A 24,789-nucleotide genomic window follows, 5' to 3' on the forward strand; every position below is an offset into this window, starting at 1 on the left:
GTGGGAGTCGTTCGAGTCGGCGGGGCTTGATCCGCAGCGGTTGCGGGGCAGCCGGACGGGTGTGTTCGCCGGTGTCATGTACCACGACTACGCCTCCCGCCTGATGGACCTGCCGCCGGACGCCGAGGGCTTCGTCGGAACGGGCACGTCGGGCAGCGTGCTGTCCGGTCGGGTCGCCTACACCTTCGGGCTGGAGGGGCCGGCGGTCACCGTCGACACCGCTTGTTCTTCCAGCCTCGTCGCGCTGCACCTTGCCGCGCAGGCGTTGCGGTCGGGTGAGTGCGATCTGGCGTTGGCCGGTGGTGTGACGGTGATGGCGACGCCGGGGACGTTCATCGAGTTCTCCCGTCAGCGCGGTCTGTCGCAGGATGGTCGCTGCAAGTCGTTCGCGGCGTCCGCCGACGGTACCGGCTGGTCCGAGGGCGTCGGCGTGCTGCTCGTGGAGCGGCTGTCGGACGCGCGGCGCAACGGGCACCGCGTGCTGGCGGTGGTACGTGGCACGGCCGTGAACCAGGACGGCGCGTCGAACGGGCTGACGGCGCCGAACGGTCCGTCGCAGCAGCGGGTGATCCGGCAGGCGCTGGCGAACGCGCGCCTGTCCCCGGCGGACGTGGATGCCGTGGAGGCGCACGGCACGGGCACGACGCTGGGTGACCCGATCGAGGCGCAGGCTCTGCTGGCGACGTACGGGCAGGAGCGTCCGCAGGATCGGCCGTTGCTGTTGGGGTCGGTGAAGTCGAACATCGGGCACACGCAGGCGGCTGCCGGTGTGGCCGGTGTGATCAAGATGGTCATGGCGATGCGGCATGGTCTGGTGCCGGCGACGCTGCACGTGGATGAGGCGTCTCCGCATGTGGACTGGTCGGCGGGGGCGGTCGCTCTGGCCACCGAGGCGGTGCCGTGGCCGCGGGTGGGTCGGCCGCGTCGGGCGGCGGTGTCGTCGTTCGGGATCTCCGGCACGAACGCGCACGTGATCATCGAGCAGCCGCCGGCTGAGACGATCGAGGGTGAGGTCGTCGTCCGCGACGTGCCGCCGGTGGTGCCGGTGCTGCTGTCGGCCCGCGACGCCGCCGCGCTGTCGGCGCAGGCGGCCCGGTGGGCGCGCTGGCTGACCGCCGACGAGGCCCCGCGTCCGCTGGACGTCGCCTGGTCCTCCGTCACCACCCGGCCCGCGCTGGAACACCGGGCGGTCGTCACCGCCGCCGACCGGGACGACCTGGTCGCGGCGTTGACCGCCCTTGCCGACGGCGACCCCACCGGTACGGTCGTCTCCGGCGCCACCGGCCAGCGCGGTCAGCTCGCGCTGCTGTTCTCCGGCCAGGGCGCACAGCGCGCCGGGATGGGCCGGGAGCTGTCCGCCCTGTTCCCGGTGTTCGCGACCGCGCTGGACGAGGTGTGCGGACACCTCGACCCGCTGCTGCCGCGCCCGCTGCGGGAGGTGCTGTTCGCCGAGGCGGGCACCGCCGAGGCGGGGTTGCTGGATCAGACGGTGTTCACGCAGGCCGGGTTGTTCGCGGTCGAGGTGGCGTTGTTCCGTCTGGTGGAGTCGTTCGGGGTCGTGCCCGACGTGGTGGCCGGTCATTCGATCGGTGAGGTGACGGCTGCGCATGTGGCGGGTGTGTTGTCTCTGGCGGACGCGTGCGTTCTCGTGGCCGGGCGGGGCCGGTTGATGCAGGCGTTGCCGACGGGCGGCGGGATGCTGGCCGTGGCCGCTGATGAGGCGGCCGTGGCGGAGTCGATCGCGGGGCTGACCGACCGGGTGGGGGTCGCGGCGGTCAACGGTCCGGCCGCAGTGGTGGTGTCCGGTGCCGTCGAGGCCCTGGACGAGGTGGAGCGGGTCTGGCGCGACCGGGGCGTGCGCACTCGCCGGCTGACGGTGAGTCACGCGTTCCACAGTCCGTTGATGGAGCCGATGCTCGACGAGTTCCGCACGGTCCTGGACGGGTTGACGTTCTCCGCGCCGTTGTTGCCGGTCGTGTCGAACGTGACCGGTGCCCTGGCCGGTGACGAGATCTGCACGCCGGAGTATTGGGTGCGGCATGTGCGCGAGGCTGTGCGGTACGCCGACGGGATCACCGCCCTGCGGGCTGCCGGTGTGGACACGTTCCTGGAGGTCGGGCCGCAGAGCGTGCTGACCGCGATGGCCGGCGATGTGCTGCTCGATGACGAGGCCGTGCTGGCGGTGGCGGTGCAGCGCCGTGACCGTCCGGAGGCGCACGCGCTGCTGCACGCCCTGGCGGAGCTGCACGTACACGGCGTGCCGGTGACCTGGCAGTCGTGGTTCGCCGAGACCGGCGCGCGCCGCGTCGACCTGCCCACGTACGCCTTCCAGCACCAGCGCTACTGGCCCGCCGCCGGCCGGGCGCGTACGGGCGACGTGTCCGGGGCCGGACTCGGCCGCACCGGGCACCCGCTGCTCGGCGCGACAGTCGACCTGGCCGGCGACGACGAGACGGTGCTGACCGGCCGGCTCTCCCTGACCACGCACCCGTGGCTGGCCGACCACACGGTCTCCGGGCTGACGCTCGTACCCGGCACGGCTCTGGTCGAGCTGGCCGTACGGGCCGGCGACGAGGTGGGCCTCTCCCGGCTGCGGGAGCTGACCATGGCCGCCCCGCTGGTGCTCCCCGAATCCGGCGGCGTACGCATTCAGGTGCGGGTGTCCGCGTCGGAGTCGCCGCAGCGTCCCGTCGCCGTCTACTCCCGCCCCGACGACGATCCCGAGGCGGGCTGGACCCGGCACGCGGAGGGTGTGCTGGAGGCGTCCACCGCCGACGAGCCCGGCACGATCACCTGGCCCCCCGCCCCGACGTCCGAGGTGGACCTCGCGGGGTGGTACGCGACACTGGCGGAGCACGGCCTGACGTACGGGCCGGTCTTCCAGGGACTCCAGCGCGCCTGGGTCGGCCGCGACGAACTGTTCGCCGAGGTGGCCCTGCCGGAGGCCGCCGACACGGAGAGCGCCGGATTCGGCGTGCACCCGGCGCTGCTGGACGCCGCCCTGCACCCGATCGGACTGCTGCTCGGTGGCGAGGAATCGAGCGGACCACGGGTGCCGTTCGCCTTCGAGGGCGTGCAGGTCCACGCCGCAGGCGCGGGGACGCTACGGGTGCGCCTGACCCGCGACGGCTCCGGGCTGCGGCTGGCCGCGTACGACGAGGTGGGCGCGCCGGTCGTGTCGATGGACTCCCTCGTCCTGCGAGAGCTGACCGGCGCGGCCGCGCAGGGCGTGTCCTCGCGGTCGCTGTTCGAGCTGCGGTGGCCGGCCGTGCAGGCCGCACCCGCCGGGGAGCTTTCCGGATGGGCGCTGGTGACCGGTGGCCTGGAGCTGCCGGCACCGGTAGGAATGCCCACGTACGCCGACGTGGCGACGGTCGCGGGGGAGGAGTCCGTCCCCCGGACGCTGCTGCTGCCGGTGTTCCCCGCGCCCGGCGCGACGACGCCGGAGTCGGTCCGGGCAGTGACCTCGGACGTGCTGGCGACGGTGCAGTCCTGGCTCGCGGCGGACGCCCTGGCGGACTCGCGGCTCGTGGTGGTGACCCGGGGCGCGGTGTCGATCGGCGACGGCGACCGGGTGACCGACCTGGCGAGCGCGGCGGTGTGGGGTCTGCTGCGTTCGGCGCAGTCGGAGCACCCGGGCCGCATCGTGCTCGCGGACGTCGACGGCGACCTGGACGCCGCGCTGGTTGCCCTGCTGGACGGCGTCCTGCGGGAACCGGCCGCGACCGGCGGCCAGTTGGCCGTCCGAGGGGGTGCGGTGTACTCGCCGCGCCTGGTCCGGGCCGGCGTCACGGCGGTGGAGACGCCGGTCGTGGGTGACGGTGCGGTGCTGGTGACCGGTGGTACGGGTGCGCTCGGGGCGTTGGTCGCGGAGCACCTGGTGTCGGTGCACGGCGTGCGGTCTCTCGTGCTGGTGTCGCGGCGCGGCCCGGAGGCCGCGGGTGCGGGCGAGCTGTCGGAGCGGCTGTCGGCGCTGGGTGCGTCGGTGCGGGTCGTTGCCTGCGACGTGACGGACCGGGATCAGGTGTTCGGGCTGGTGGCTGAGGTTTCCGCCGGGGGTCGGCTGGCGGGTGTGGTGCACACCGCCGGTGTCCTGGATGACGGCGTGGTCGAGCGGGTCACCGAGGAGCGTCTGGCAGGGGTGTTGGCGCCGAAGGTGTCGGCGGGTTGGTTGTTGCACGAGGCGACGGCGGGTCTTGGTCTCGACTTGTTCGTGGTGTTCTCGTCGGTGGCGGGGGTGCTGGGTTCGCCGGGTCAGTCGGCGTACGCGGCGGGCAACGCGTTCCTGGACGCCCTGGCGGTCCACCGGCGGCAGCTCGAGTTGCCGGCGGTCAGCCTGGCGTGGGGGATGTGGGACACGGACGGTATGGCCGCGTCGATCGACGAGGCGGACCGGGCGCGTTCGGCGCGGGCGGGCCTGACGCCGATGAGCGCCGAGGTCGGGCTGGAGCTGTTCGACGCCGCCCTGCGTGCCGACCGTCCGGCTCTCGTACCGGCCGTGATCGACGTTCCCGCGCTGCGGGCGGCGACCTCCGGCGGCACCGTGCCGGCCGTGCTGCGCACCCTGATCGGCGTGAGCAGCCGCCGCCAGGCGGGGCAGGGCGGTGGCGGCTGGGCCGAGCGGCTCGCCGGGCTCACCGAGGACGAGGGCCGCGCCCAGATCGACGTGCTGGTACGGGGCCTCGTTGCGCAGGTGTTGGGCCACGGTGGTGCGGAGTCGGTGCCGGCCGATCGGGCGTTCCGGGAGTTGGGCTTCGACTCGCTGACGGCGGTGGACCTGCGTAACCGGTTGAACGCGGCCACCGGGTTGCGGCTGGCCTCGACGCTGGTGTTCGACTACCCGACCCCGGCCGTCCTCGCCGACCACCTGTGGTCGGAGCTGGCCGGCGTTCGCTCGTCGGCCAACGCACCGGTCGCCGGCACGGTCGTCGGCACCGACGAGCCGATCGCGATCGTGGGCATGGCCTGCCGCTACCCGGGCGGGGTGGAATCCCCCGACGAACTGTGGGAGCTGCTGGCCGGCGGCGGCGACGGGATCTCCGAGTTCCCGGCGGACCGGGGCTGGGACCTGGAGTCGTTGTTCGACCCGGACCCAAACCGCAGCGGTACGTCGTACACGCGCCATGGTGGTTTCCTGTACGGGGCGGCGGAGTTCGACCCGGGCTTCTTCGGGATCTCGCCGCGTGAGGCTCTGGCGATGGATCCGCAGCAGCGGTTGCTGCTGGAGGCGTCGTGGGAGTCGTTCGAGTCGGCGGGGCTTGATCCGCAGCGGTTGCGGGGCAGCCGGACGGGTGTGTTCGCCGGTGTCATGTACCACGACTACGCCTCCCGGCTCATGGACCTGCCGACCGAGGTAGAGGGCTACGTCGGAACCGGCACCTCCGGCAGCGTGCTGTCCGGTCGGGTCGCCTACACCTTCGGCCTCGAAGGCCCGGCGGTCACTGTCGACACGGCGTGCTCGTCGTCGCTGGTGGCGCTGCACCTCGCCGCGCAGGCGCTGCGTTCCGGCGAGTGCGACCTGGCGTTGGCCGGTGGTGTGACGGTGATGGCGACGCCGGGGACGTTCATCGAGTTCTCCCGGCAGCGCGGCCTGTCAGCCGACGGCCGCTGCAAGTCGTTCGCGGCGTCCGCCGACGGCACCGGCTGGTCCGAGGGCGTCGGCGTGCTGCTGGTGCAGCGGCTCTCCGACGCCCGGCGCGAGGGCCGCAAGATCTACGCCGTGGTGCGGGGCACGGCCGTGAACCAGGACGGCGCGTCGAACGGGCTGACGGCGCCGAACGGTCCGTCGCAGCAGCGGGTGATCCGGCAGGCGCTGGCGTCGGCGCGGCTGTCGCCGTCCGACGTGGACGTGGTCGAGGCGCACGGCACGGGTACGACGCTGGGTGACCCGATCGAGGCGCAGGCCGTCCTGGCCACGTACGGGCAGGACCGGCAGGGGCGGGAGCCGTTGTGGCTCGGCTCGGTGAAGTCGAACATCGGGCACACGCAGGCGGCTGCCGGTGTGGCCGGTGTGATCAAGATGGTCATGGCGATGCGGCACGGTCTGGTGCCGGCGACGCTGCACGTGGACGAGCCGTCTCCGCACGTCGACTGGTCGGCGGGGGCGGTGGCCCTGGCTACGGAGGCGACCCCGTGGCCGGCGGTGGACCGGCCGCGTCGGGCGGCGGTGTCGTCGTTCGGGATCTCCGGCACGAACGCGCACGTGATCATCGAGCAGCCGCCTGCTGAGACGATCGAGGGTGAGGTCGTCGGCGACGTGCCGCCGGTCGTGCCGGTGCTGCTCTCCGCGCGCTCCGACGCGGCCCTGGCCGGCCAAGCGGGCCGGTGGGCGCGCTGGCTGACCGCCGACGAGGCCCCGCGTCCGCTGGACGTGGCCTGGTCCTCCGTCACCACCCGGCCCGCGCTGGAACAGCGTGCCGTCGCCGTGGTGGCCGACGGCAACGACCTGCTCACCGCGCTTCGGGCCCTCGATGCGGGCGAGCCCTCCGGGACCGTCGTGACCGGCTCCACCGCCGTACGCGGCCAGCTCGCGCTGCTCTTCTCGGGCCAGGGTGCGCAGCGTGCCGGGATGGGCCGGGAGTTGTACGCCGGGTTCCCGGTGTTCGCGACCGCGCTAGACGAGGTGTGTGCGCAGCTTGATCCGTTGCTGCCGCGTCCGTTGCGGGAGGTGCTGTTCGCCGAGGCGGGCACCGCCGAGGCGGGGTTGCTGGATCAGACGGTGTTCACGCAGGCCGGGTTGTTCGCGGTCGAGGTGGCGTTGTTCCGTCTGGTGGAGTCGTTCGGGGTCGTGCCCGACGTGGTGGCTGGTCATTCGATCGGTGAGGTGACGGCGGCGTACGTGGCGGGGGTGTTGTCTCTGGTCGACGCGTGCGTTCTCGTGGCCGGGCGGGGCCGGTTGATGCAGGCGTTGCCGACGGGCGGCGGGATGCTGGCCGTGGCCGCCGACGAGGCTGCGGTGGCGGAGTCTCTGGCCGGGATGACCGACCGGCTGGGTATCGCGGCCGTCAACGGGCCCACCGCCGTCGTCGTCTCCGGTGCCGTCGAGGCCCTGGACGAGGTGGAGCGGGTCTGGCGGGACCGAGGTGTGCGTACACGCCGGCTCACCGTCAGCCACGCGTTCCACAGTCCGCTGATGGAGGCGATGCTCGACGAGTTCCGCACGGTCCTGGACGGGTTGACGTTCTCCGCGCCGCTGCTGCCGGTCATGTCGAACGTGACCGGGGCCCTGGCCGGCGACGAGATCCGCACGGCCGACTACTGGGTGCGGCACGTGCGGGAGGCCGTCCGGTACGCCGACGGAATCACCGCTCTGCGGGCCGCCGGTATCGACACGTTCCTGGAAGTCGGGCCGCAGAGCGTCCTGACCGCGATGGCCGCCGACGTGCTGCCCGGCGACGACGCCGTGCTGGCCGTCGCGGTGCAGCGCCGGGACCGTCCGGAGGCGCACGCGCTGCTGCACGCCCTGGCGGAGCTGCACGTGCACGGCGTGCCGGTGACCTGGACGCAGTGGTTCGCGGACACCGGCGCGCGCCGCGTCGACCTGCCCACGTACGCCTTCCAGCACCAGCGCTACTGGCCCGAGGGCACGGCCGAGAAGCGGGCCGCCCCGGACGGCGGCGACGTCGAGTTCTGGACCGCCGTCGAACGTGGCGACCTGGCCGCCCTCGCCGCCGAACTCGGCGACGACCCCGACGCCTTGGACACGCTCGGCCCGGCCCTGCCGGTCCTCTCGCGCTGGCGTCGTCACCGGTCCCGGGACACCGCGCTGGACGGGTGGTCGTACCGGATCGGGTGGGAGCCGGTCCGGCCGAATCCGAAGACCAGGCTGTCCGGGCGGTGGCTGATCGTCACCGTCGACAGCGGCGCCGACGCGGGCGTGGCGAAGACCCTCACCCAGGCCGGCGCCCGGGTGGACACGCTCACCGTGTCGTCCACCCTCGACCGCGCCGACCTGGGCGAGCGGCTGCGCCGGATCAGCGGGGACGGCTGGGCCGGGGTGCTCTGCGTCCTGCCCCGCCAGGACCGGCCCCCGGCGCACACGCCGGCGTTGCCCGCCGGCACGGCCGCCTTGCTCACCCTCGTCCGGGCGCTCACCGACACCGGCCTGGCCGGACGGGTGTGGGCGCTCAGTCGGACCGCGATGCCCGTCACGGCCGGCGAACGGGTCGACGACGTCTGGGCGGCCCTGGCCTGGGGCCTGGGCCGGGTCGTCGCCCTCGAACAGCCGGACCGCTGGGGCGGCCTGGTCGACCTGCCCGCCCGCGCCGACCGCGGCGCCCGCGCCGGGCTCGTCGCGGTCCTCGCTGACGGCACCCTGGACCAGGTGGCCGTCCGGCGCAGCGGCATCTTCGGCCGGCGGCTGGTGCCGGCCGTGCCGCCGGTGGGTGTGGGTTGGCGGCCTGCCGGGACGGTGCTGGTGACCGGCGGTACGGGTGCGTTGGGCCGGCACGTGGCGCGCTGGTTGCTGGCGAACGGGGCCGGTGAGGTGGTGCTGGCTTCGCGGCGGGGTCCGGGGGCGCCGGGTGCGGCGGAGTTGGTGGCCGAGTCGGGTGCGGTGCGGGTGGTGGGGTGCGACGTCACCGACCGGGCCGCCGTCGAGGCTCTGGTCTCCGGGCTGCCGGAGCTGACCGCCGTCGTGCACACCGCCGGGGCGTCCGGCGGCACCACCCCGGCGCACGAGGTGACCGACGGCGAGCTGTCGGAGACCCTGGCCGGCAAGGTGCTCGGCGCCCTGCACCTCGACGCCGCCTGCCGGGGTCGCGACCTCGACGCGTTCGTGGTCTTCTCCTCGGTCGCCGGTGTCTGGGGCGGCGGCGGGCAGGCCGGCTACGCGGCCGGCAACGCCCTGCTCGACACCCTCGTCGCGGCCCGCCGGGCGAAGGGCCTGCCCGCCACCGCGCTGGCGTACGGCCCGTGGGCGGAGGACGGCATGGCCGCCGGGGAGACCGCCGACGGCCTGCGCCGCCGCGGGTTCAGCCCGCTCGCGCCCGACGCCGCCGTCGCGGCGCTCGGCCGCTGGGTGAACGCCCCCGAGGCGGCCCCGGTGATCGTGGACGTCGACTGGTCCCGGTTCGTCACGGCGTTCACCGCCGCACGGCCGAGCCACCTCTTCGACCGGGTCGCCCCCGCCGTCGCCGGGGAGCCGCAGCGGCCGGAGAGCGCCGCCGCCACCGACGGGCTGCGCAACCGGCTCGCCACGCTGCCGGCGACCGGCCAGGAGGCGCTGCTGGTCGACCTCGTCCGCGCGGAGGCGGCGGCCGTGCTCGGCCACCCCACCACCGACCAGGTGCCAGCCGGCCGGGCGTTCCGGGAGCTGGGCTTCGACTCCCTCGCCGCCGTGCAACTACGGGACCGGCTGGGCCGGGTCACCGGCCTGACCCTGCCGTCGACAGTGGTCTTCGACCACCCGTCGGCGGCGGAACTGGCCCGCTTCCTGCGTACCGAAATCGTCATCGGCGCGGACGGCGGCCCGGTCACCGGCGGCGTGGCCTCTGCCCGGCCGGCGGCCGACGAGCCGATCGCGATCGTCTCCATGGCCTGCCGCTTCCCGGGCGGCGTGTCGTCGCCGCAGGAGCTGTGGCGCCTGCTGGCCGAGGGGGTGGACGCGGTCACGCCGATGCCGACCGACCGGGGCTGGGACCTCGACGGCCTGTTCGACAGCGACCCGGAGCGGGTCGGCACCAGCTACACCCGCAGCGGCGGCTTCCTCCACGACGTCGTCGGCTTCGACGCCGCGTTCTTCGGGATCAACCCGCGCGAGGCCCTCGCCATGGACCCGCAGCAGCGGTTGCTGCTGCACACCACCTGGGAGGTCTTCGAACGCGCCGGCATCGACCCGCACCGGGTACGCGGCTCCGCCACCGGCGTCTTCATGGGCACCAACGGGCAGGACTACGCCACGCTGCTGCTGGGCGCCCGCTCGCAGGTGGAGGGCTACCAGGCGACCGGCAACGGCGCGTCGGTGGTCTCGGGCCGCCTGGCGTACTCGTTCGGGCTGCACGGCCCGGCGGTCACCGTCGACACGGCCTGCTCGTCGTCGCTGGTGGCGCTGCACCTGGCCGCGCAGGCGCTGCGCAGCGGCGAGTGCGACCTCGCCCTCGCCGGCGGCGTGACGGTGATGTCGACCCCGGGCGCCTTCCTGGAGTTCTCCCGGCAGCGCGGCCTCGCGGCCGACGGGCGGGTCAAGGCGTTCGCCGAGGCCGCCGACGGCACGGGCTGGGGCGAGGGCGTCGGCGTCCTGCTGCTCCAGCGGCTCTCCGACGCCCAGCGCGACGGCAACCGGATCCTCGCCGTCGTACGGGGCAGCGCCGTGAACCAGGACGGCGCGAGCAACGGCCTCACCGCCCCGAACGGGCCCGCCCAGCAGCGGGTCATCCGGCAGGCGCTGGACAACGCCGGCCTGACCCCCGCAGACGTGGACGTCGTCGAGGCACACGGCACCGGCACCACCCTCGGCGACCCGATCGAGGCGCAGGCGCTGCTGGCCACGTACGGCAGGGACCGAACCGCCGAGCGGCCGCTGTGGCTCGGGTCGGTGAAGTCGAACATCGGCCACACCCAGGCCGCGGCGGGCGCGGCGAGCCTGATGAAGATGGTGCTGGCCCTGCAACACGAGGTGCTGCCGAAGACCCTGCACGTCGACGCGCCGACCCCGCACGTCGACTGGTCCTCCGGCACGCTGGCGCTGCTCACCGAAGCACGGCCGTGGGCCGCCACGGACGGACCCCGCCGGGCCGGCGTCTCCTCGTTCGGCATCAGCGGCACCAACGCCCACGTGATCATCGAGGAGGCCCCGGAGCCGGTCGCCGCCGCCGAGACCGCAGCGTTCGAAGTGACCGCGGGGCACGGCGAAGCGCGACGCGACCACCGCGCCGTGACCCTGCCGTGGCCGGTCTCCGCCGCCGATCTGCCCGCCCTGCGCGAGCAGGCCGGGAGGCTGGCTGACCGCGTCGCGATCGGCGACGACCCGGCCGGCCTGGTCGCCTGGGCGCTCGCCGACGGCCGCGCCCACCTCGGCCGGCGGGCCACCGTGATCGCCGCCGACCGGGAGACCCGGCTGGCCGCGCTGCGCGCCCTGGCCGCCGGGGAGGAGCACCCAGCGGTGGTCACCGCCCGGCGACGCGCCGGCGGCCTCGCCGTCCAGTTCTCCGGCCAGGGCGCCCAGCGCCCCGGCGCCGGCCGCCAGCTGTACGACACGTTCCCCGTCTTCGCGGCGGCCCTCGACGAGGTCTGCGCGGCCCTGGACCACCAGCTGCCGCAGCCGCTGAAGCCGGTGCTGTTCGCGGCCGAAGGCAGCGCCGAGGCGGCGCTGCTCGACGAGACGGTCTTCACCCAGGCGGGGCTGTTCGCGCTGGAGGTGGCCCTGTTCCGGCTGATCGAGTCGTTCGGGGTGGTGCCCGGGCACGTCGCCGGGCACTCCATCGGCGAGATCACCGCCGCGCACGTCGCCGGCGTGCTGTCCCTCGCCGACGCCGCCACGCTGGTAGCCGCCCGGGGAAGGCTCATGCAGGCCCTGCCCGCCGGGGGCGGGATGCTCGCCGTCGCCGCCGACGAGGCGGCCGTCGTCGAGTCCCTGGCCGGGCTGGGTGACCGGGTCGGCGTCGCCGCCGTCAACGGCCCCACCGCCGTGGTGCTCGCCGGGGCCGTCGACTCCCTCGACGGGCTGGAGCGGCTCTGGGGGGAACGCGGGGTGCGCACCCGCCGGCTGCGGGTCAGCCACGCGTTCCACAGCCCGCTGATGGAGCCGATGCTGGCCGAGTTCCGGGCCGTCCTCGACGGGCTGGCGTTCGCCGCGCCGCTGCTGCCGATCGTGTCGAACCTGACCGGGCGGCTCGCCGAGCCCGACGAGATCCGTACGCCCGACTACTGGGTGCGCCACGTTCGCGAGGCCGTCCGGTACGCCGACGGGATCGCCGCGCTGCGCGACGCGGGCGTGGACACCTTCCTGGAGCTCGGACCGCAGGCGGTGCTGACGGCGATGGCCGCCGGCCTGCTGCCCGGCGACGAGGACGGCACTGCCGTGGCGGCGCTGCGCGCCGGCGCCGACGAGCCGGCCGCCCTGCTCGCCGCGCTGGCCGTCGTGGACGGCACCGGGCGGGACGTCGACTGGGCGGCGGTGCTCGCCGCGCTGGCCGGCCCCCGCCCGGATCCCCGCCTGCTGCCCGAGCTGCCGACGTACGCGTTCCGGCCGCAGCGCTACTGGCCGACCCTCGACACGTTGCCGGTACCGGCCGCCGACCCGGTCGACGACGCGTTCTGGCGGGCCGTCACCGACGGCGACCTGGGCCGCCTCGGCCTCGACCCGGACCAGCCGATGCGCGAGCTGCTGCCGGAACTGGAGTCGTGGCGGCGTCGCCAGCAGCTCGACGGCACCCTGGCCGGCTGGCGGTACCGGATCACCTGGGAACGCCGGGCGCTGACCGGCGCCGACCCGGGCACGTGGCTGGTGGTGGCCCCGCCGCACCAGGTCACCGACCGGGTGCTCGCCACCCTCACGGCCGGCGCCGCGGCGGTGCACCTGCTGACCGTCGACCCGGCCACCGCCACCCGCGACGGTCTGGCCGCCGACCTCGACCGGCTCGCCGCCGCGCACCAGCCGACGGCGCTGCTGTCCCTGCTGGCGTTGGACGAGGCGCCGCACCCGGAGCAGACCGCACTGCCGACCGGCCTGGCGGCGAACCTGCTGCTGGTGCAGGCGCACACCGGCCGCTCCGGCCCGGCCGTACCGCTGTGGCTGGCCACCACCGGCGCCGTCGCCGTCGACGGGGAAGCGGTCGCGCACCCGGCGCAGGCCACCACGTGGGGCCTCGGCCTCGTCGCCGCGCTGGAGCACCCCCGGCACGTCGGCGGAGTCGTCGACCTGCCGGCGGGCCCGGCCGAGGCGGCGTACGCGGCCCTGGTCGGGGCGCTGGTCAACGTCGACGGTGAGGACCAGCTCGCCGTCCGGGAGGCCGGCGTGCACACCCGGCGGCTGGTCCGCGACACCGGGATGCCGGCGGCGGGCGACGGCTACCGGCCGAATGGAACCGTCCTGCTCACCGGCGGGACCGGCGCCCTCGCCCGGCACACCACCGACTGGCTGGGACGCCACGGCGCCGAGGTGCTCCCACTGGCCGAGCCGGCCACGGGCAAGCTCGGCGACCTGATGGAGCAGCTCGCCGCCGAGGAACGGCCGGTGACCGCGCTCGTGCACGTCCCGGCCGAGACCGGCTCGGTGCCGCTCGCCGAGCTGACCCTCGCCGGCCTGGCCGCCGACCTGGCCGCCACCGTCGGCGACGTCCCCAGGTACGCCGACGAGCTGGCGCACCGCCCGCTCGACGCGTTCGTGCTGTGCACCTCGACCACGGGGGTGTGGGGCGCGGGCGGCCGGGCCGGCCAGTCCGCCGGCGATGCGCTGCTGCACGCGCTCGCGGCGAACCGGCGGCACGGGGGACTGGCGGCCACCGCCGTGGCGTGGGGCCCGTGGAGCGACGACCCCGAGTCGCCCGAGCAGGCGCAGCTGCGTCGGCGGGGTCTGCCGGGGCTGCCCCCGGAGCTGGCCCTCGAGGCGTTCGGTCAGGCGCTGCGGGCGGAGGCGGGGCTGATCGTCGCCGACGTGCGCTGGGACCGGTTCGTGCCGACGTTCGCGTCGATGCGGCCGTGCCCGCTGCTGACGGGGGTCCCGGAGGCGGGCGCGGCGATGCCCGCCGACGACGAGCGCCGGCCGGCGGACGACGAGGCGGCGACCGCGCTGCGGGAGCGGCTGCGGCCGCTGAGCCCCGCCGAACGCGAAGGCGTCCTCGTCGACCTCGTGGGCGGTCTGGCGGCGACCGTGCTCGGCCACGGCGGGGACGCGGGGCTGGAGCCCGACCGGGCGTTCCGCGAGGTCGGGTTCGACTCGATGACGGCCGTGGAGCTGCGCAACCGGCTCCGCGCCGCCACCGGCGTCCAACTGCCCGCCGCCGTGGTGTTCGACTACCCCACGCCGGCGGCCCTCGCCCGGCACCTGCGCGACCGGCTCGCGGAGGACGGCGCCGCCGCGGCGGCCCCGCTGCTCGCCGAGCTGGAACGGCTCGACGGTGTCTTCGCGGCCGACGCGCCGGACCGGCTGACCCGGCAGAAGCTGCTGGTGCAGCTGCAGGCGTTCGTCGCCCGGTGGGGCGACGACCGTGGTCCCGTCGAGGAGAAATCGGCCACGCACACCCTCGACGACGCCACCGATGCCGAGATCTTCGATTTCATCCACCGCGAGCTGGGTGGCCCCGGCGGCAATTTGCCGGGGATCTAGGAATGGTGTCGTACGACCGTTGTCGACGGTCGTGACACGCTGGGCCGGGCGGGTCCGCGCACCCGCCCGGCCGCACCCCGCGAGGGCGGTGCGCCACACCGCTCGCGGGGCGGGTCGGCCCAGCCTGCGCCCCCGCCACCTAGGGGCACCCGTAGGGGCACGCTAGGGGTTGTGACCGCCGTCCGGCGACAATTACCTTTCGTCCGGCGCGTAAGACCTGGTGGTGGGCTGAAACGCCATTTTGTCTGGCAATTCGTGGTCGGCTGAATGGGTTTGGATCTTCGCGGCTTGTGGCGTCCGTGGACGGTATTGGGTCGCTGTTTCTCTCCGACCCGAAGAGGTGGCGTCAATGGCGACTGAAGATACGCTCCGGGAGTACCTGAAATGGGTGACGGCGGACCTTCACCAGACCCGGAGGAAGCTCGGCGAGCTTGAGGCGGCCAACCGCGAGCCGATCGCCATCGTCGGCATGGCCTGCCGCTTCCCGGGCGGGGTGGCCTCGCCCGAGGATCTGTGGGAGCTCGTCGACTCCCGCCGCGACGCCTGCTCCGCGTTCCCCGCCGACCGCGGCTGGGACCTGGCACGGCTGTTCCACCCGGACCCCGACCACCCCGGCACGTCGTACGTGGCCGAGGGCGGCTTCGTCGACTCCGCCACCGAGTTCGACGCCGCGTTCTTCGGCATCTCGCCGCGCGAGGCGCTGGCCATGGACCCGCAGCAGCGGCTGCTGCTGGAGACGTCGTGGGAGGCGTTCGAGCACGCCGGCATCGACCCCTCGACGCTGCGCGGCCACCAGGTCGGGGTGTTCGCCAGCACCACCGGCCAGGACTACGTGGGGCTGCTCCAGCAGCCGCCGCCCGGCACCGAGGGCTACATCCTCACCGGCACCGCGGCCAGCGTCGTGTCCGGCCGGATCTCGTACGCGCTCGGCATCGAGGGCCCCGCCGTCACCGTCGACACCGCCTGCTCGTCGTCGCTGGTCGCGCTGCACCTGGCCTGCCAGGCGCTGCGGCAGGGCGAGTGCACCCTGGCACTGGCCGGTGGGGCCACCGTCATGTCCACCCCGTCCGCCTTCATCGGCTTCAGCCGCCAGCGTGGCCTGGCCATGGACGGCCGGGTCAAGTCGTTCGCGGCCGCCGCCGACGGCACCGCCTGGGGCGAGGGGGCCGGCCTTCTGCTCGTCGAGCGGCTCTCCGACGCCCGCCGCAACGGCCACCCCGTCCTCGCGGTCGTACGCGGCAGCGCGGTCAACCAGGACGGCGCGAGCAACGGCCTGACCGCCCCCAACGGCCCGTCCCAGCAGCGGGTCGTCCTCCAGGCGCTGGCCAGCGCCCGGCTCGCGCCCGAGCAGGTCGACGTGGTGGAGGCGCACGGCACCGGCACCACCCTCGGCGACCCGATCGAGGCGCAGGCGCTGCTGTCGACGTACGGGCAGGGCCGGCCGGCCGGCCGGCCGCTCTGGCTCGGCTCGGTGAAGTCGAACATCGGCCACACCCAGGCCGCCGCCGGCGTGGCCGGCGTGATCAAGATGGTGATGGCGTTGCGGCACGACACCGTGCCCGCCACCCTGCACGTCGACGAGCCGACGCCCAACGTGGACTGGACGGCCGGCGCGGTGTCGCTGGCGACCGAGCCGCAGCCGTGGCCCGCCGGGGAACAGCCCCGCCGCGCGGGCATCTCCTCCTTCGGCATGAGCGGTACCAACGCCCACGTGATCATCGAGGAGGCGCCCGCCGCCGACCCGGCCCCGGCGGACGCCCCGGACGGCCCCGCCGCCGCGACCGACCCGGTCACCGAGCCCGTCACCGCCCCGGTCGACGGTGCCGGCCTGGTGCCGGTGCTGGTCTCCGCCCGAGACGCCGCGTCCCTGACCGCGCAGGCCGCCCGCTGGGCCGACTGGCTCGACGAGCGCCCCGAGCCGCGGCTGACCGATGTCGGCTGGTCGTCGGCGAGCACCCGGGCCGGCCTCGAGCACCGCGCCGTGCTGCTCGCCGGCGACCGCGCCGAACTGACCGCCGCCCTGCGCGCGCTGGCCGCGGGCGGCGACGCCCCGGGCCTGGTCACCGGTGCGGGCCCGCGCGGCGGCAAGCTCGCGTTCCTCTTCTCCGGCCAGGGCGCGCAGCGCAGCGGCATGGGCCGCGAGCTGGCCGCCGCGTTCCCCGTCTTCGACCGGGCGCTGGCCGAGGTCTGCGCCGAGCTGGACCGGCACCTGCCCCGCCCGCTCGCCCCGGTGCTCTTCGCGCCCGAGGGCGACGAGGCGGCCGGGCTGCTCAACCAGACCCTCTACACCCAGGCCGGCCTGTTCGCCGTCGAGGTCGCGCTGTTCCGGCTCCTGGAGAGCTGGGGGGTCGTCCCGGACGTGCTGCTCGGCCACTCGATCGGCGAGCTCTCCGCCGCGCACGCGGCCGGTGTGCTGTCGCTGCCCGACGCCGCCACGCTGGTGGCCGCCAGGGGCCGGCTGATGCAGGCCCTGCCGGCCGGCGGCGCGATGCTGGCCGTCCAGCTCCCCGCCGACGCCGTCCGAGCCGCCCTGGCCGGCGTCGAGGACCGGGTCGCCGTGGCCGCCGTCAACGGGCCCACCGCCGTCGTCGTCTCCGGCGCCGCCGACGCCGTCGAGGAACTCGAACGCCGCTGGGCCGACCAGGGCGTACGTACCAGGCCGCTGCGGGTCAGCCACGCCTTCCACAGCCCGCTGATGGAACCGATGCTCGCCGAGTTCGCCGCCGTGGTGCGCCGGCTGGAGCTGCAACCGCCGGCGCTGCCGATCGTGTCGAACCTGACCGGCGCCGTCGCCGACGCCGACGAGATCCGCACCGCCGAGTACTGGGTGCGGCACGTGCGGGAGGCGGTCCGCTTCGCCGACGGCGTCGAGCAGCTGCGGGCCCTGGGCGTGCGTACGTTCCTGGAGGTCGGCCCCAGCGGGGTGCTCACCGCGCTGGCCCGCGACGTACTGGCCGACGACGAGATCGCCGCCGTGGCGCTGCTGCGCCGCGACCGCCCCGAGCCCACGTCGGCGCTCACCGCCCTCGCCGAGCTGCACGTCGGCGGGGTGGAGGTCGCCTGGACGCGGCTGTACGCGGGCGCCGAGACCGCGCGGGTGCCGCTGCCCGGGTACGCCTTCCGCCGCCAGCGCTTCTGGCCCGAGCCGCCGCCCGCCGGCCCCGACACCGCCTCCGCCGACGGCGACGGCGACGACGAGTTCTGGGCCGCCCTGGAGCAGGCGGACGTCGACACGCTGCGCGGCGAGCTGGGCGACGACGACGAGCAGGTGCGGGCGCTGCTGCCGGCCCTGCCCGTGCTGTCCTCCTGGCGCCGGTCCCGGCGGGAACGCTCCCTCGTGGACGGCTGGTCGTACCAGGTGAGCTGGCAGCCCGTGCCGGTCGGGGACGGCGACGCCCCGGCGGGCCGCTGGCTGGTCGTGCTGCCCGCCGAGGGCGCGCCGGCGTGGGCCGACGGCCTGGCCGGGCTCTTCGGCGACGCCGAGCCGCTGGTGTTGCGCGTCGGCGCCGCGGACCTGGACCGCGCGGCGCTCGCCGCCCGGCTCCGGGTGCTGACCGGCGGTCGCGCTGTCGACGGCGTGCTCGCCGTCGTCGCCGGCCAGGACCGGCTGCTGCCCGAGCACCCCGGCGTGACCCTCGCCGCCGCCGGCACCCTCGCCCTCGTCCAGGCGATGACCGACCTGGACCTGGTGGCGCCGCTGTGGTGCGTCACCAGCGGCGCGGTGGCGGCGGCCCCGGGCGACCGGGTCACGCACCCGCTGCAGACCGAGGTCTGGGGCCTCGGCCGCGCGGCGGCTGTCGAGCAACCGCACCGCTGGGGCGGCCTGGTCGACGTGCCGGCCACCGTCGACGCCGCCACCACCCGGCGGCTCGCCGCCGTGCTGGCCGGCCACGGCGGCGAGGACCAGGTGGCCGTGCGCCCCGGCGGCACCTGGGCCCGGAGGCTCACCCCGGCCCCGCCGCCGACCGACGAGAACCCGGCCGGTGACTGGTGGTCCGGCGCCGTCCTGGTCACCGGCGGCACCGGCGCCCTCGGCGGCCACGTCACCCGCTGGCTGCTCGACCGGGGCGCCGGGCGGGTGGTCCTGGCCAGCCGCCGGGGCGCCGCCGCCCCCGCCGTGGCGGACCTGCTCGACCGGTACGGCGCCGACGGGCGGGTCACCGCCGCCACCTGCGACGTCACCGACCGGCAGTCCGTGGCGGACCTGGTCGGCTCGCTGCCCGACCTGACGGCGGTCGTGCACGCCGCCGGCACCGACCAGCTCACCCCGATCACCGACACCACCCTCGACGAGTTCTCCCACGTCGTCGCGGGCAAGGTACTCGGCGCCCTGCACCTCGACGCCTGCCTCGCCGAGCGCGACCTCGCCGCGTTCGTCATGTTCTCCTCCATCTCCGGCGTGTGGGGCAGCGCCGGGCAGTGCGCGTACGGCGCCGGCAACTCCCTGCTGGACGCCCTGGCCGTCAACCGGCGCGACCGGGGCCGGCCGGCCACCGCCGTCTCCTGGACGGCCTGGGGCGGCGCGCACGGCATGGCCGCCGAGAACGTCGCCACCGAGCAGCTCAACCGGATGGGCCTGCCGCCCGTCGATCCGGAGAAGGCGCTCGTCGCCCTCGACCGGGCGCTGCGGCGGCCCACGCCCTGCGTGACCGTCGCCGACGTCGACTGGAGCCGGTTCCATCCCGCGTTCACGGTGGCCCGGCCCAGCCCGTTCCTCGGCGACCTGCCGCAGGTGCGGGCGCTCGTCGCGCAGGAGGAGGCCGCCGCGCCGGCGGACGGGGTCGCGGCACCGCTGCGCCACCTCGCGGCGCTCCCGGCGGCGGAGCAGGAGCGGGAGCTGCTGCGGCTGGTCAACGAGCAGACCGCGGCGGTGCTGGGCCACGCCACCCCCGACGAGCTGCGCGGGCGCCCGTTCAAGGACCTCGGCTTCGACTCGCTGACCGCCGTGGACTTCCGGGGGCGGCTGAACGCGGCCACCGGCCTGCGGCTGCCCACCACGCTGGTCTTCGACTACCCGACCCCTGCCGAGCTGGCCGCGCACCTGCGCGAGCTGGTCTCCGGCGCCGCCCCGGCCGACGCCCCGCAGGCCGTCGTCGTCGACGCCGACGAGCCCGTCGCGATCGTCGGCATGGCCTGCCGCTACCCCGGGGGCGTCGACGGGCCGGAGGCGTTCTGGCGGCTGGTCGCCGACGGCGTGGACGCCATCTCGCCGTTCCCCACCGACCGGGGCTGGGAGATCCCCGAGCCGGCCGAGGGGACGCACCCGCCGGCGGGCGGCTTCCTCCACGACGTGGCGGACTTCGACCCCGCGTTCTTCGAGATCTCGCCCCGCGAGGCCCTCGCCATGGACCCGCAGCAGCGGCTCACCCTGGAGACGTCCTGGGAGGCGCTGGAGCGGGCCGGGGTGGACCCGGCGTCGCTGCGGGGCACCCGTACGGGCGTCTTCGTGGGCGCCTCCACCTCCGGCTACGGCACGGGGCTGACCGAGGTACCCGAGGGCGTCGAGGGCTATCTGATGACGGGCGCCGCGCACAGCGTCATCTCCGGCCGGGTCGCGTACGCCCTCGGGCTGGAGGGCCCCGCCGTCACCGTCGACACGGCCTGCTCCTCGTCCCTGGTGGCGCTGCACCTCGCCGGGGCGGCGCTGCGGCGCGGCGAGTGCGACCTGGCGCTGGCCGGCGGCGTGGCCGTGATGGCCACCCCGACGGCGTTCCAGGAGTTCTCCCGCCAGGGCGGACTCGCCTCCGACGGGCGGTGCAAGTCCTTCGCCGCGACGGCGGACGGCACCGGCTGGTCCGAGGGCGTCGGCATGCTGCTCGTGCAGCGGCTCTCCGACGCCCGGCGGCAGGGCCGCCGCGTCCTCGCCGTGGTACGCGGCTCCGCCGTCAACTCCGACGGCGCGTCGAACGGGCTGACCGCCCCCAACGGCCCCTCCCAGCAGCGGGTGATCCGGCAGGCGCTGGCCGGCGCCGGGCTGGCGGTCACCGACGTGGACGTCGTCGAGGCGCACGGTACCGGCACCGTCCTCGGTGACCCGATCGAGGCGCAGGCGCTGCTGGCGACGTACGGGCAGGACCGGGGCGACGCCGGCCCGCTGCTGCTGGGCTCGGTCAAGTCGAACATGGGCCACGCGCAGGCCGCCGCCGGTGTGGCCGGCGTGATCAAGATGGTGCTGGCGATGCGGGAGGGCACCGTACCGGCGACGCTGCACGTGGACGAGCCGTCGCCGCACATCGACTGGTCGGCCGGCGACGTGGAGCTGGTGACCCGGTCCCGGCCGTGGCCGGCCGCCGACCGGCCCCGCCGCGCGGCGGTCTCCTCGTTCGGTATCTCCGGCACGAACGCCCACGTGGTCGTCGAGCTGCCCGCCGACGCGCCCGCCGGCGCCGAGGCGGCCGACGCACCGATGCCGCCGCCAGCCGTTGCGGCGGGGGAACGCCCCGCCGGGCTGCTCACCGCCGACGTGGTGGCCTGGCCCGTCTCGGCCCGCTCCACCTCGGCCCTGGCCGCGCAGGCGTCCCGGCTGGCCCGGCACCTGCGCGCGCACCCCGGCCTCGCCCCGGCGGCGGTCGGCTGGTCGCTCGCCGCGACCCGCTCGGCGTTCGACCGGCGCGCCGCCGTGCTCGGCGCGACCTCCGGCGAGCTGCTGGCCGGCCTGGACGCGCTCGCCGCCGACACCCCGGCCGGCAACGTCGTGACCGGCACCGTCGCCAACCACGGCGCGGGACCGGTGTTCGTCTTCCCGGGCGCCACCCCGGCGGGCGCGGTGGCCGCACTGGTGGGCCGCTGCCCGGTCTTCGACGACACCCTCGCCGAGTGCCGGCAGGCCCTCGCGCCCTGGGTCGACGTCGATCCGGCCGCCCTGCTCACCGGCGCGGACGCTGCCTGGGCCGACCGGCCGGAGCTGGCCCGGCCCGTCCGGTTCGCCGTCGGCGTGGCGCTCGCCGCCGTCTGGCGGCACGCCGGTGTCACCCCCGCCGCTGTCGTCGGCACCGGCGACGGCGAGGTCGTTGCCGCGTACGTGGCGGGCCTGCTGTCCCTGCCCGACGCCGCCCGCACGGTGGCGATGCGGGCCCGCGCCGCCGCCGGCGGCCTGGACCACGACGGCCTCCGCGCCGCCCTGGCGGGGCTCGCGCCGCAGCCCGGGACCGCCCGGCTGGCCTCCACTGTCACCGGGGACTGGGCCGACGCGGCGGGCCTCGGCGTCGACCACTGGACCGACCCGGCCACCCTGGGCACCGGCCCGGCCACCCCCGGCGCGGCCCTGGCCACCCCCGGCGCGGCCCTGGCCACCCCCGGCGCGGCCCCGGCCGTCCCCGGCGCCGGGCACGGGGGGCCGGAGCGGCTCGACGCCGCCCTGCGTGCCGCCGTCGCGGCCGGACATCTGACCTTCGTGGAGGTCTCGCCGGAGCCGGCACTGGCTGCCGGGATCGCCGCCGCGCTCGACGCCGCCGGCACCCCCGGACACGTCCTGGACACCCTCGGCGGCTCGGCCGACGCCGCCACCCGGCTGCTGACCGGCCTCGCCACCGCGCACGCCCTCGGCCTGCCGGTGGAGCACCGCCGGCTGCTGCCCGAGTCCGAACCGGTCGACCTGCCCACGTACGCCTTCGACCGGCACCGCTACTGGCTGGAGCGCACCGGCGCGCACCGCTCCGTCCTGCCCGCCGTGGGCCTCGACGTGGTGGACCACCCGCTGCTCAGCGCGGTGGCCGACCTGCCCGGCGACGAGGGCCTGCTGTTCACCGGCCGGATCACCCTCACCACCCACCCCTGGCTCGCCGACCACGCCGTGCTGGGCACGGTGCTGCTGCCCGGGACGGCCCTGGTGGAGCTCGCGTCCTGGACCGGCCGGCAGGCCGGCGCGGCGACCGTCGCCGAGCTGAACCTGGAGGCGCCCCTGGCGATCCCCACCGAGGGAGGAATCGACCTGCGGGTACGCGTCGGCCCGCCGGACGAGACCGGGCACCGGCCCGTCGCCGTTCACACCCGGCGCGACGACGACACCGCGGCCGACGGTTCCCGGCCCTGGCAGCGGCACGCCTCCGGGCAACTCGCCGGCACCGCCGACCCGGACCCCGCGCCGGCCGCCGTGTGGCCGCCGGCCGACGCCGAGCCGATCGCCCTCGACGGGCTCTACGCCCGGCTCGCCGCCCAGGGCTACCACTACGGCCCCACCTTCCGGGCGCTGCGTGCCGCCTGGCGCTCGGGCCGGGACATCCTCGCCGAGGTCGCCCTGGACGCCGACCCGTCCACCGACACCACGGCGTTCTCGGTGCACCCGGCCCTGATGGACGCGGCGCTGCACGCCATCGGCGCCAGCGCCACGGCCGACGACCCGGCCGGCGACCCCGCCGGCGGCGCGTCGGGCACCGAGGACGGCCCCGGCATCCGCCCGGGCCTGCCGTTCACCTGGTCGGGCGTCACCATCCGGCCCACCCGTGCCCGCGAGCTGCGGATCCGGCTGCGCGCCACCGACGCCGGCTCCGTGGCCCTGACCGTCACCGACACGGGCGCGACCCCGGTCGCCTCCGTCGACGGTCTGGTCCTGCGGCCCATCTCCGGCGAGCAGCTCAGCGCCGCCCGCCGCTCCGTCAGCCGGTCCCTGCACCGCCTCGACTGGCTCGCCCCCACCACCGGCCGCGCGGACACCGCCTCCCGGCCGGCCGTCCTCGGCGCCGACTGGCCCGGCGCCGACCGGCACCCGGACCTGTCGACGCTGGTCGCCGACGTACGCGCCGGTGCCGCCGCACCCGACGCGGTGGTGGTGACCTGCGCCGGAACCGCCGCCGGCGAGCCAAACCCGGCAGCCCAGGCGCACCGGGTCGCCCACCGGATGCTCGCGCTGGCCCAGCAGTGGCTCGCCGAGGAGACCCTTACCGCCGCCCGGCTGGTGGTGGTCACCCGCGGCGCGGTCCGGGTCGACCCGGACGAGCGGATCGCCGACGTGCCGGCCGCCACCGCCTGGGGCCTGCTGCGCTCCGCCCAGTCGGAGAACCCCGACCGGATCGTGCTCCTCGACGTCGACGACGACGCCCCGGCCGCCGCGCTGCTGCCGGCCGCTCTCGCCACGGGTGAACCCCAGCTCGCCGTACGTGCCGGGCAGCTCCGGGTGCCCCGGCTGACCCGGCTCGGGCCGCCCCCGGCCGACGCGCCGGGCCCCGATCTGGCCGCCGGCACCGTCCTGGTGACCGGGGCGACCGGTCTGCTCGGGCGGCTCGTCGCACGGCGGCTCGTCACCCGCCACGACGTACGGCACCTGCTGCTGGTCAGCCGCAGCGGAGCGGACGCCCCGGGCGTCGCCGCGCTGGTCGACGAGTTGGCCGGACTGGGCGCCACCGTCCGGGTGGCCGCCTGCGACGTCACCGACCGCGACGCGCTCGCCCTGCTGGTCGACCAGCTCCCCGCCGACCTGCCACTGACCGGCGTGGTGCACGCCGCCGGGGTGCTCGACGACGGTGTCCTGCCGGCGCTCACCCCGGAGCGCTTCGACACCGTGCTGCGACCCAAGGTCGACGCGGCCTGGCACCTGCACGAGCTGACCGAGAAGCTGAACCTGGCCGCGTTCGTGCTCTTCTCCTCGGCGGCCGGCCTCTTCGGCGGCCCCGGGCAGGCCAACCACGCAGCGGCGAACTGCTTCCTCGACGCCCTCGCCCAGCACCGGCACGACCGGGGACTCCCGGCGCTCTCGCTGGCCTGGGGTCCGTGGGTCAACGACACCGGCGACGGGCAGACCGGGCACGTCGACGAGGCCCGGATGAACCGGGGCGGCTTCGTGCCGCTCGGCGCCGAGGAGGGCATGGACCTGTTCAGCGAGGCCCTGCGCTTCGCCGAGCCGGTGGTCGTACCGGTCGACCTGGACCTCGCGTTGATCGGCCGGCACGGGCCGGCGGCGGTGCCGCCGGTGCTGCGGTCGCTGGTGCGGCCGGCGGCGACCGGCGCGGCCCGGGCCGCCGAGCGGAACCCGGCCGAGGCGCTGCGGGAGACCCTCGCCGCCACGGCGGAGGCCGACCGCGACCAGGTGCTCTCCGACCTGGTGCGGACCCACGCCGCCGCCGTCCTCGGCTACGCGTCGATCCGCTCGATCGACGCCGAGCGCGGCTTCGTCGAGCTGGGCTTCGACTCGCTGACCGCTGTCGAGTTCCGCAACCGGCTCAACGCGGCCACCGGCCTGCGGCTGCCCTCCACGCTGATCTACGACCGGCCGACCACGGCCGCGCTCGTCGAGTACCTGCGCGGCGCGCTGCTGGCGGAGCGCAGCACGTCCGCGCTGACGGTGCTCGGCGAGCTGAACAAGCTGGAGCACGCCATGCGCGCGGTGTCCACCGGCGACACCGACCGGGCCGCCGTCGGCGTCCGGCTGCGCGAACTGCTCTCCCTGTGGACCTACACCGAGGCCGGTGCGGACTCCGCCGCCGACGAGGACACCAGCCTCGAGTCGGCCTCCGCCGAAGAGATCTTCAGCCTGCTGGACGAAGAGTTCGGCTCGGCCTGATCCGGCATGTCGCACACCTCGAACCCCG

Annotated in this window: 2 protein-coding genes; both read left to right on the forward strand. The window is 76.0% G+C overall.

Features of this window, described 5'->3' with window-relative positions; genetic code table 11:
• Positions 1-14,266 (forward strand): type I polyketide synthase (locus NMK34_RS12910; protein ID WP_318333566.1); only part of this gene is annotated, 14,266 nt, incomplete at its 5' end.
• Between the two features lie 349 nt (positions 14,267-14,615).
• Positions 14,616-24,761 carry a type I polyketide synthase gene (locus NMK34_RS12915; protein WP_318333567.1) on the forward strand — a complete coding sequence of 3,382 codons (10,146 nt, stop codon included), beginning with the start codon at positions 14,616-14,618 and terminating at the stop codon, positions 24,759-24,761.
• The last annotated feature ends 28 nt before the right edge of the window (positions 24,762-24,789 follow it).

The sequence above is a fragment of the Micromonospora sp. BRA006-A genome, assembly GCF_033433935.1.
In the GTDB taxonomy this organism is placed as follows: Bacteria; Actinomycetota; Actinomycetes; order Mycobacteriales; family Micromonosporaceae; genus Micromonospora; species Micromonospora aurantiaca.

Coding starts and splice junctions, on each gene's coding strand:
- NMK34_RS12915 (WP_318333567.1), top strand. CDS start 14,616: ATGGCGACTGAAGATACGCTCCGGGAGTACCTGAAATGGGTGACGGCG.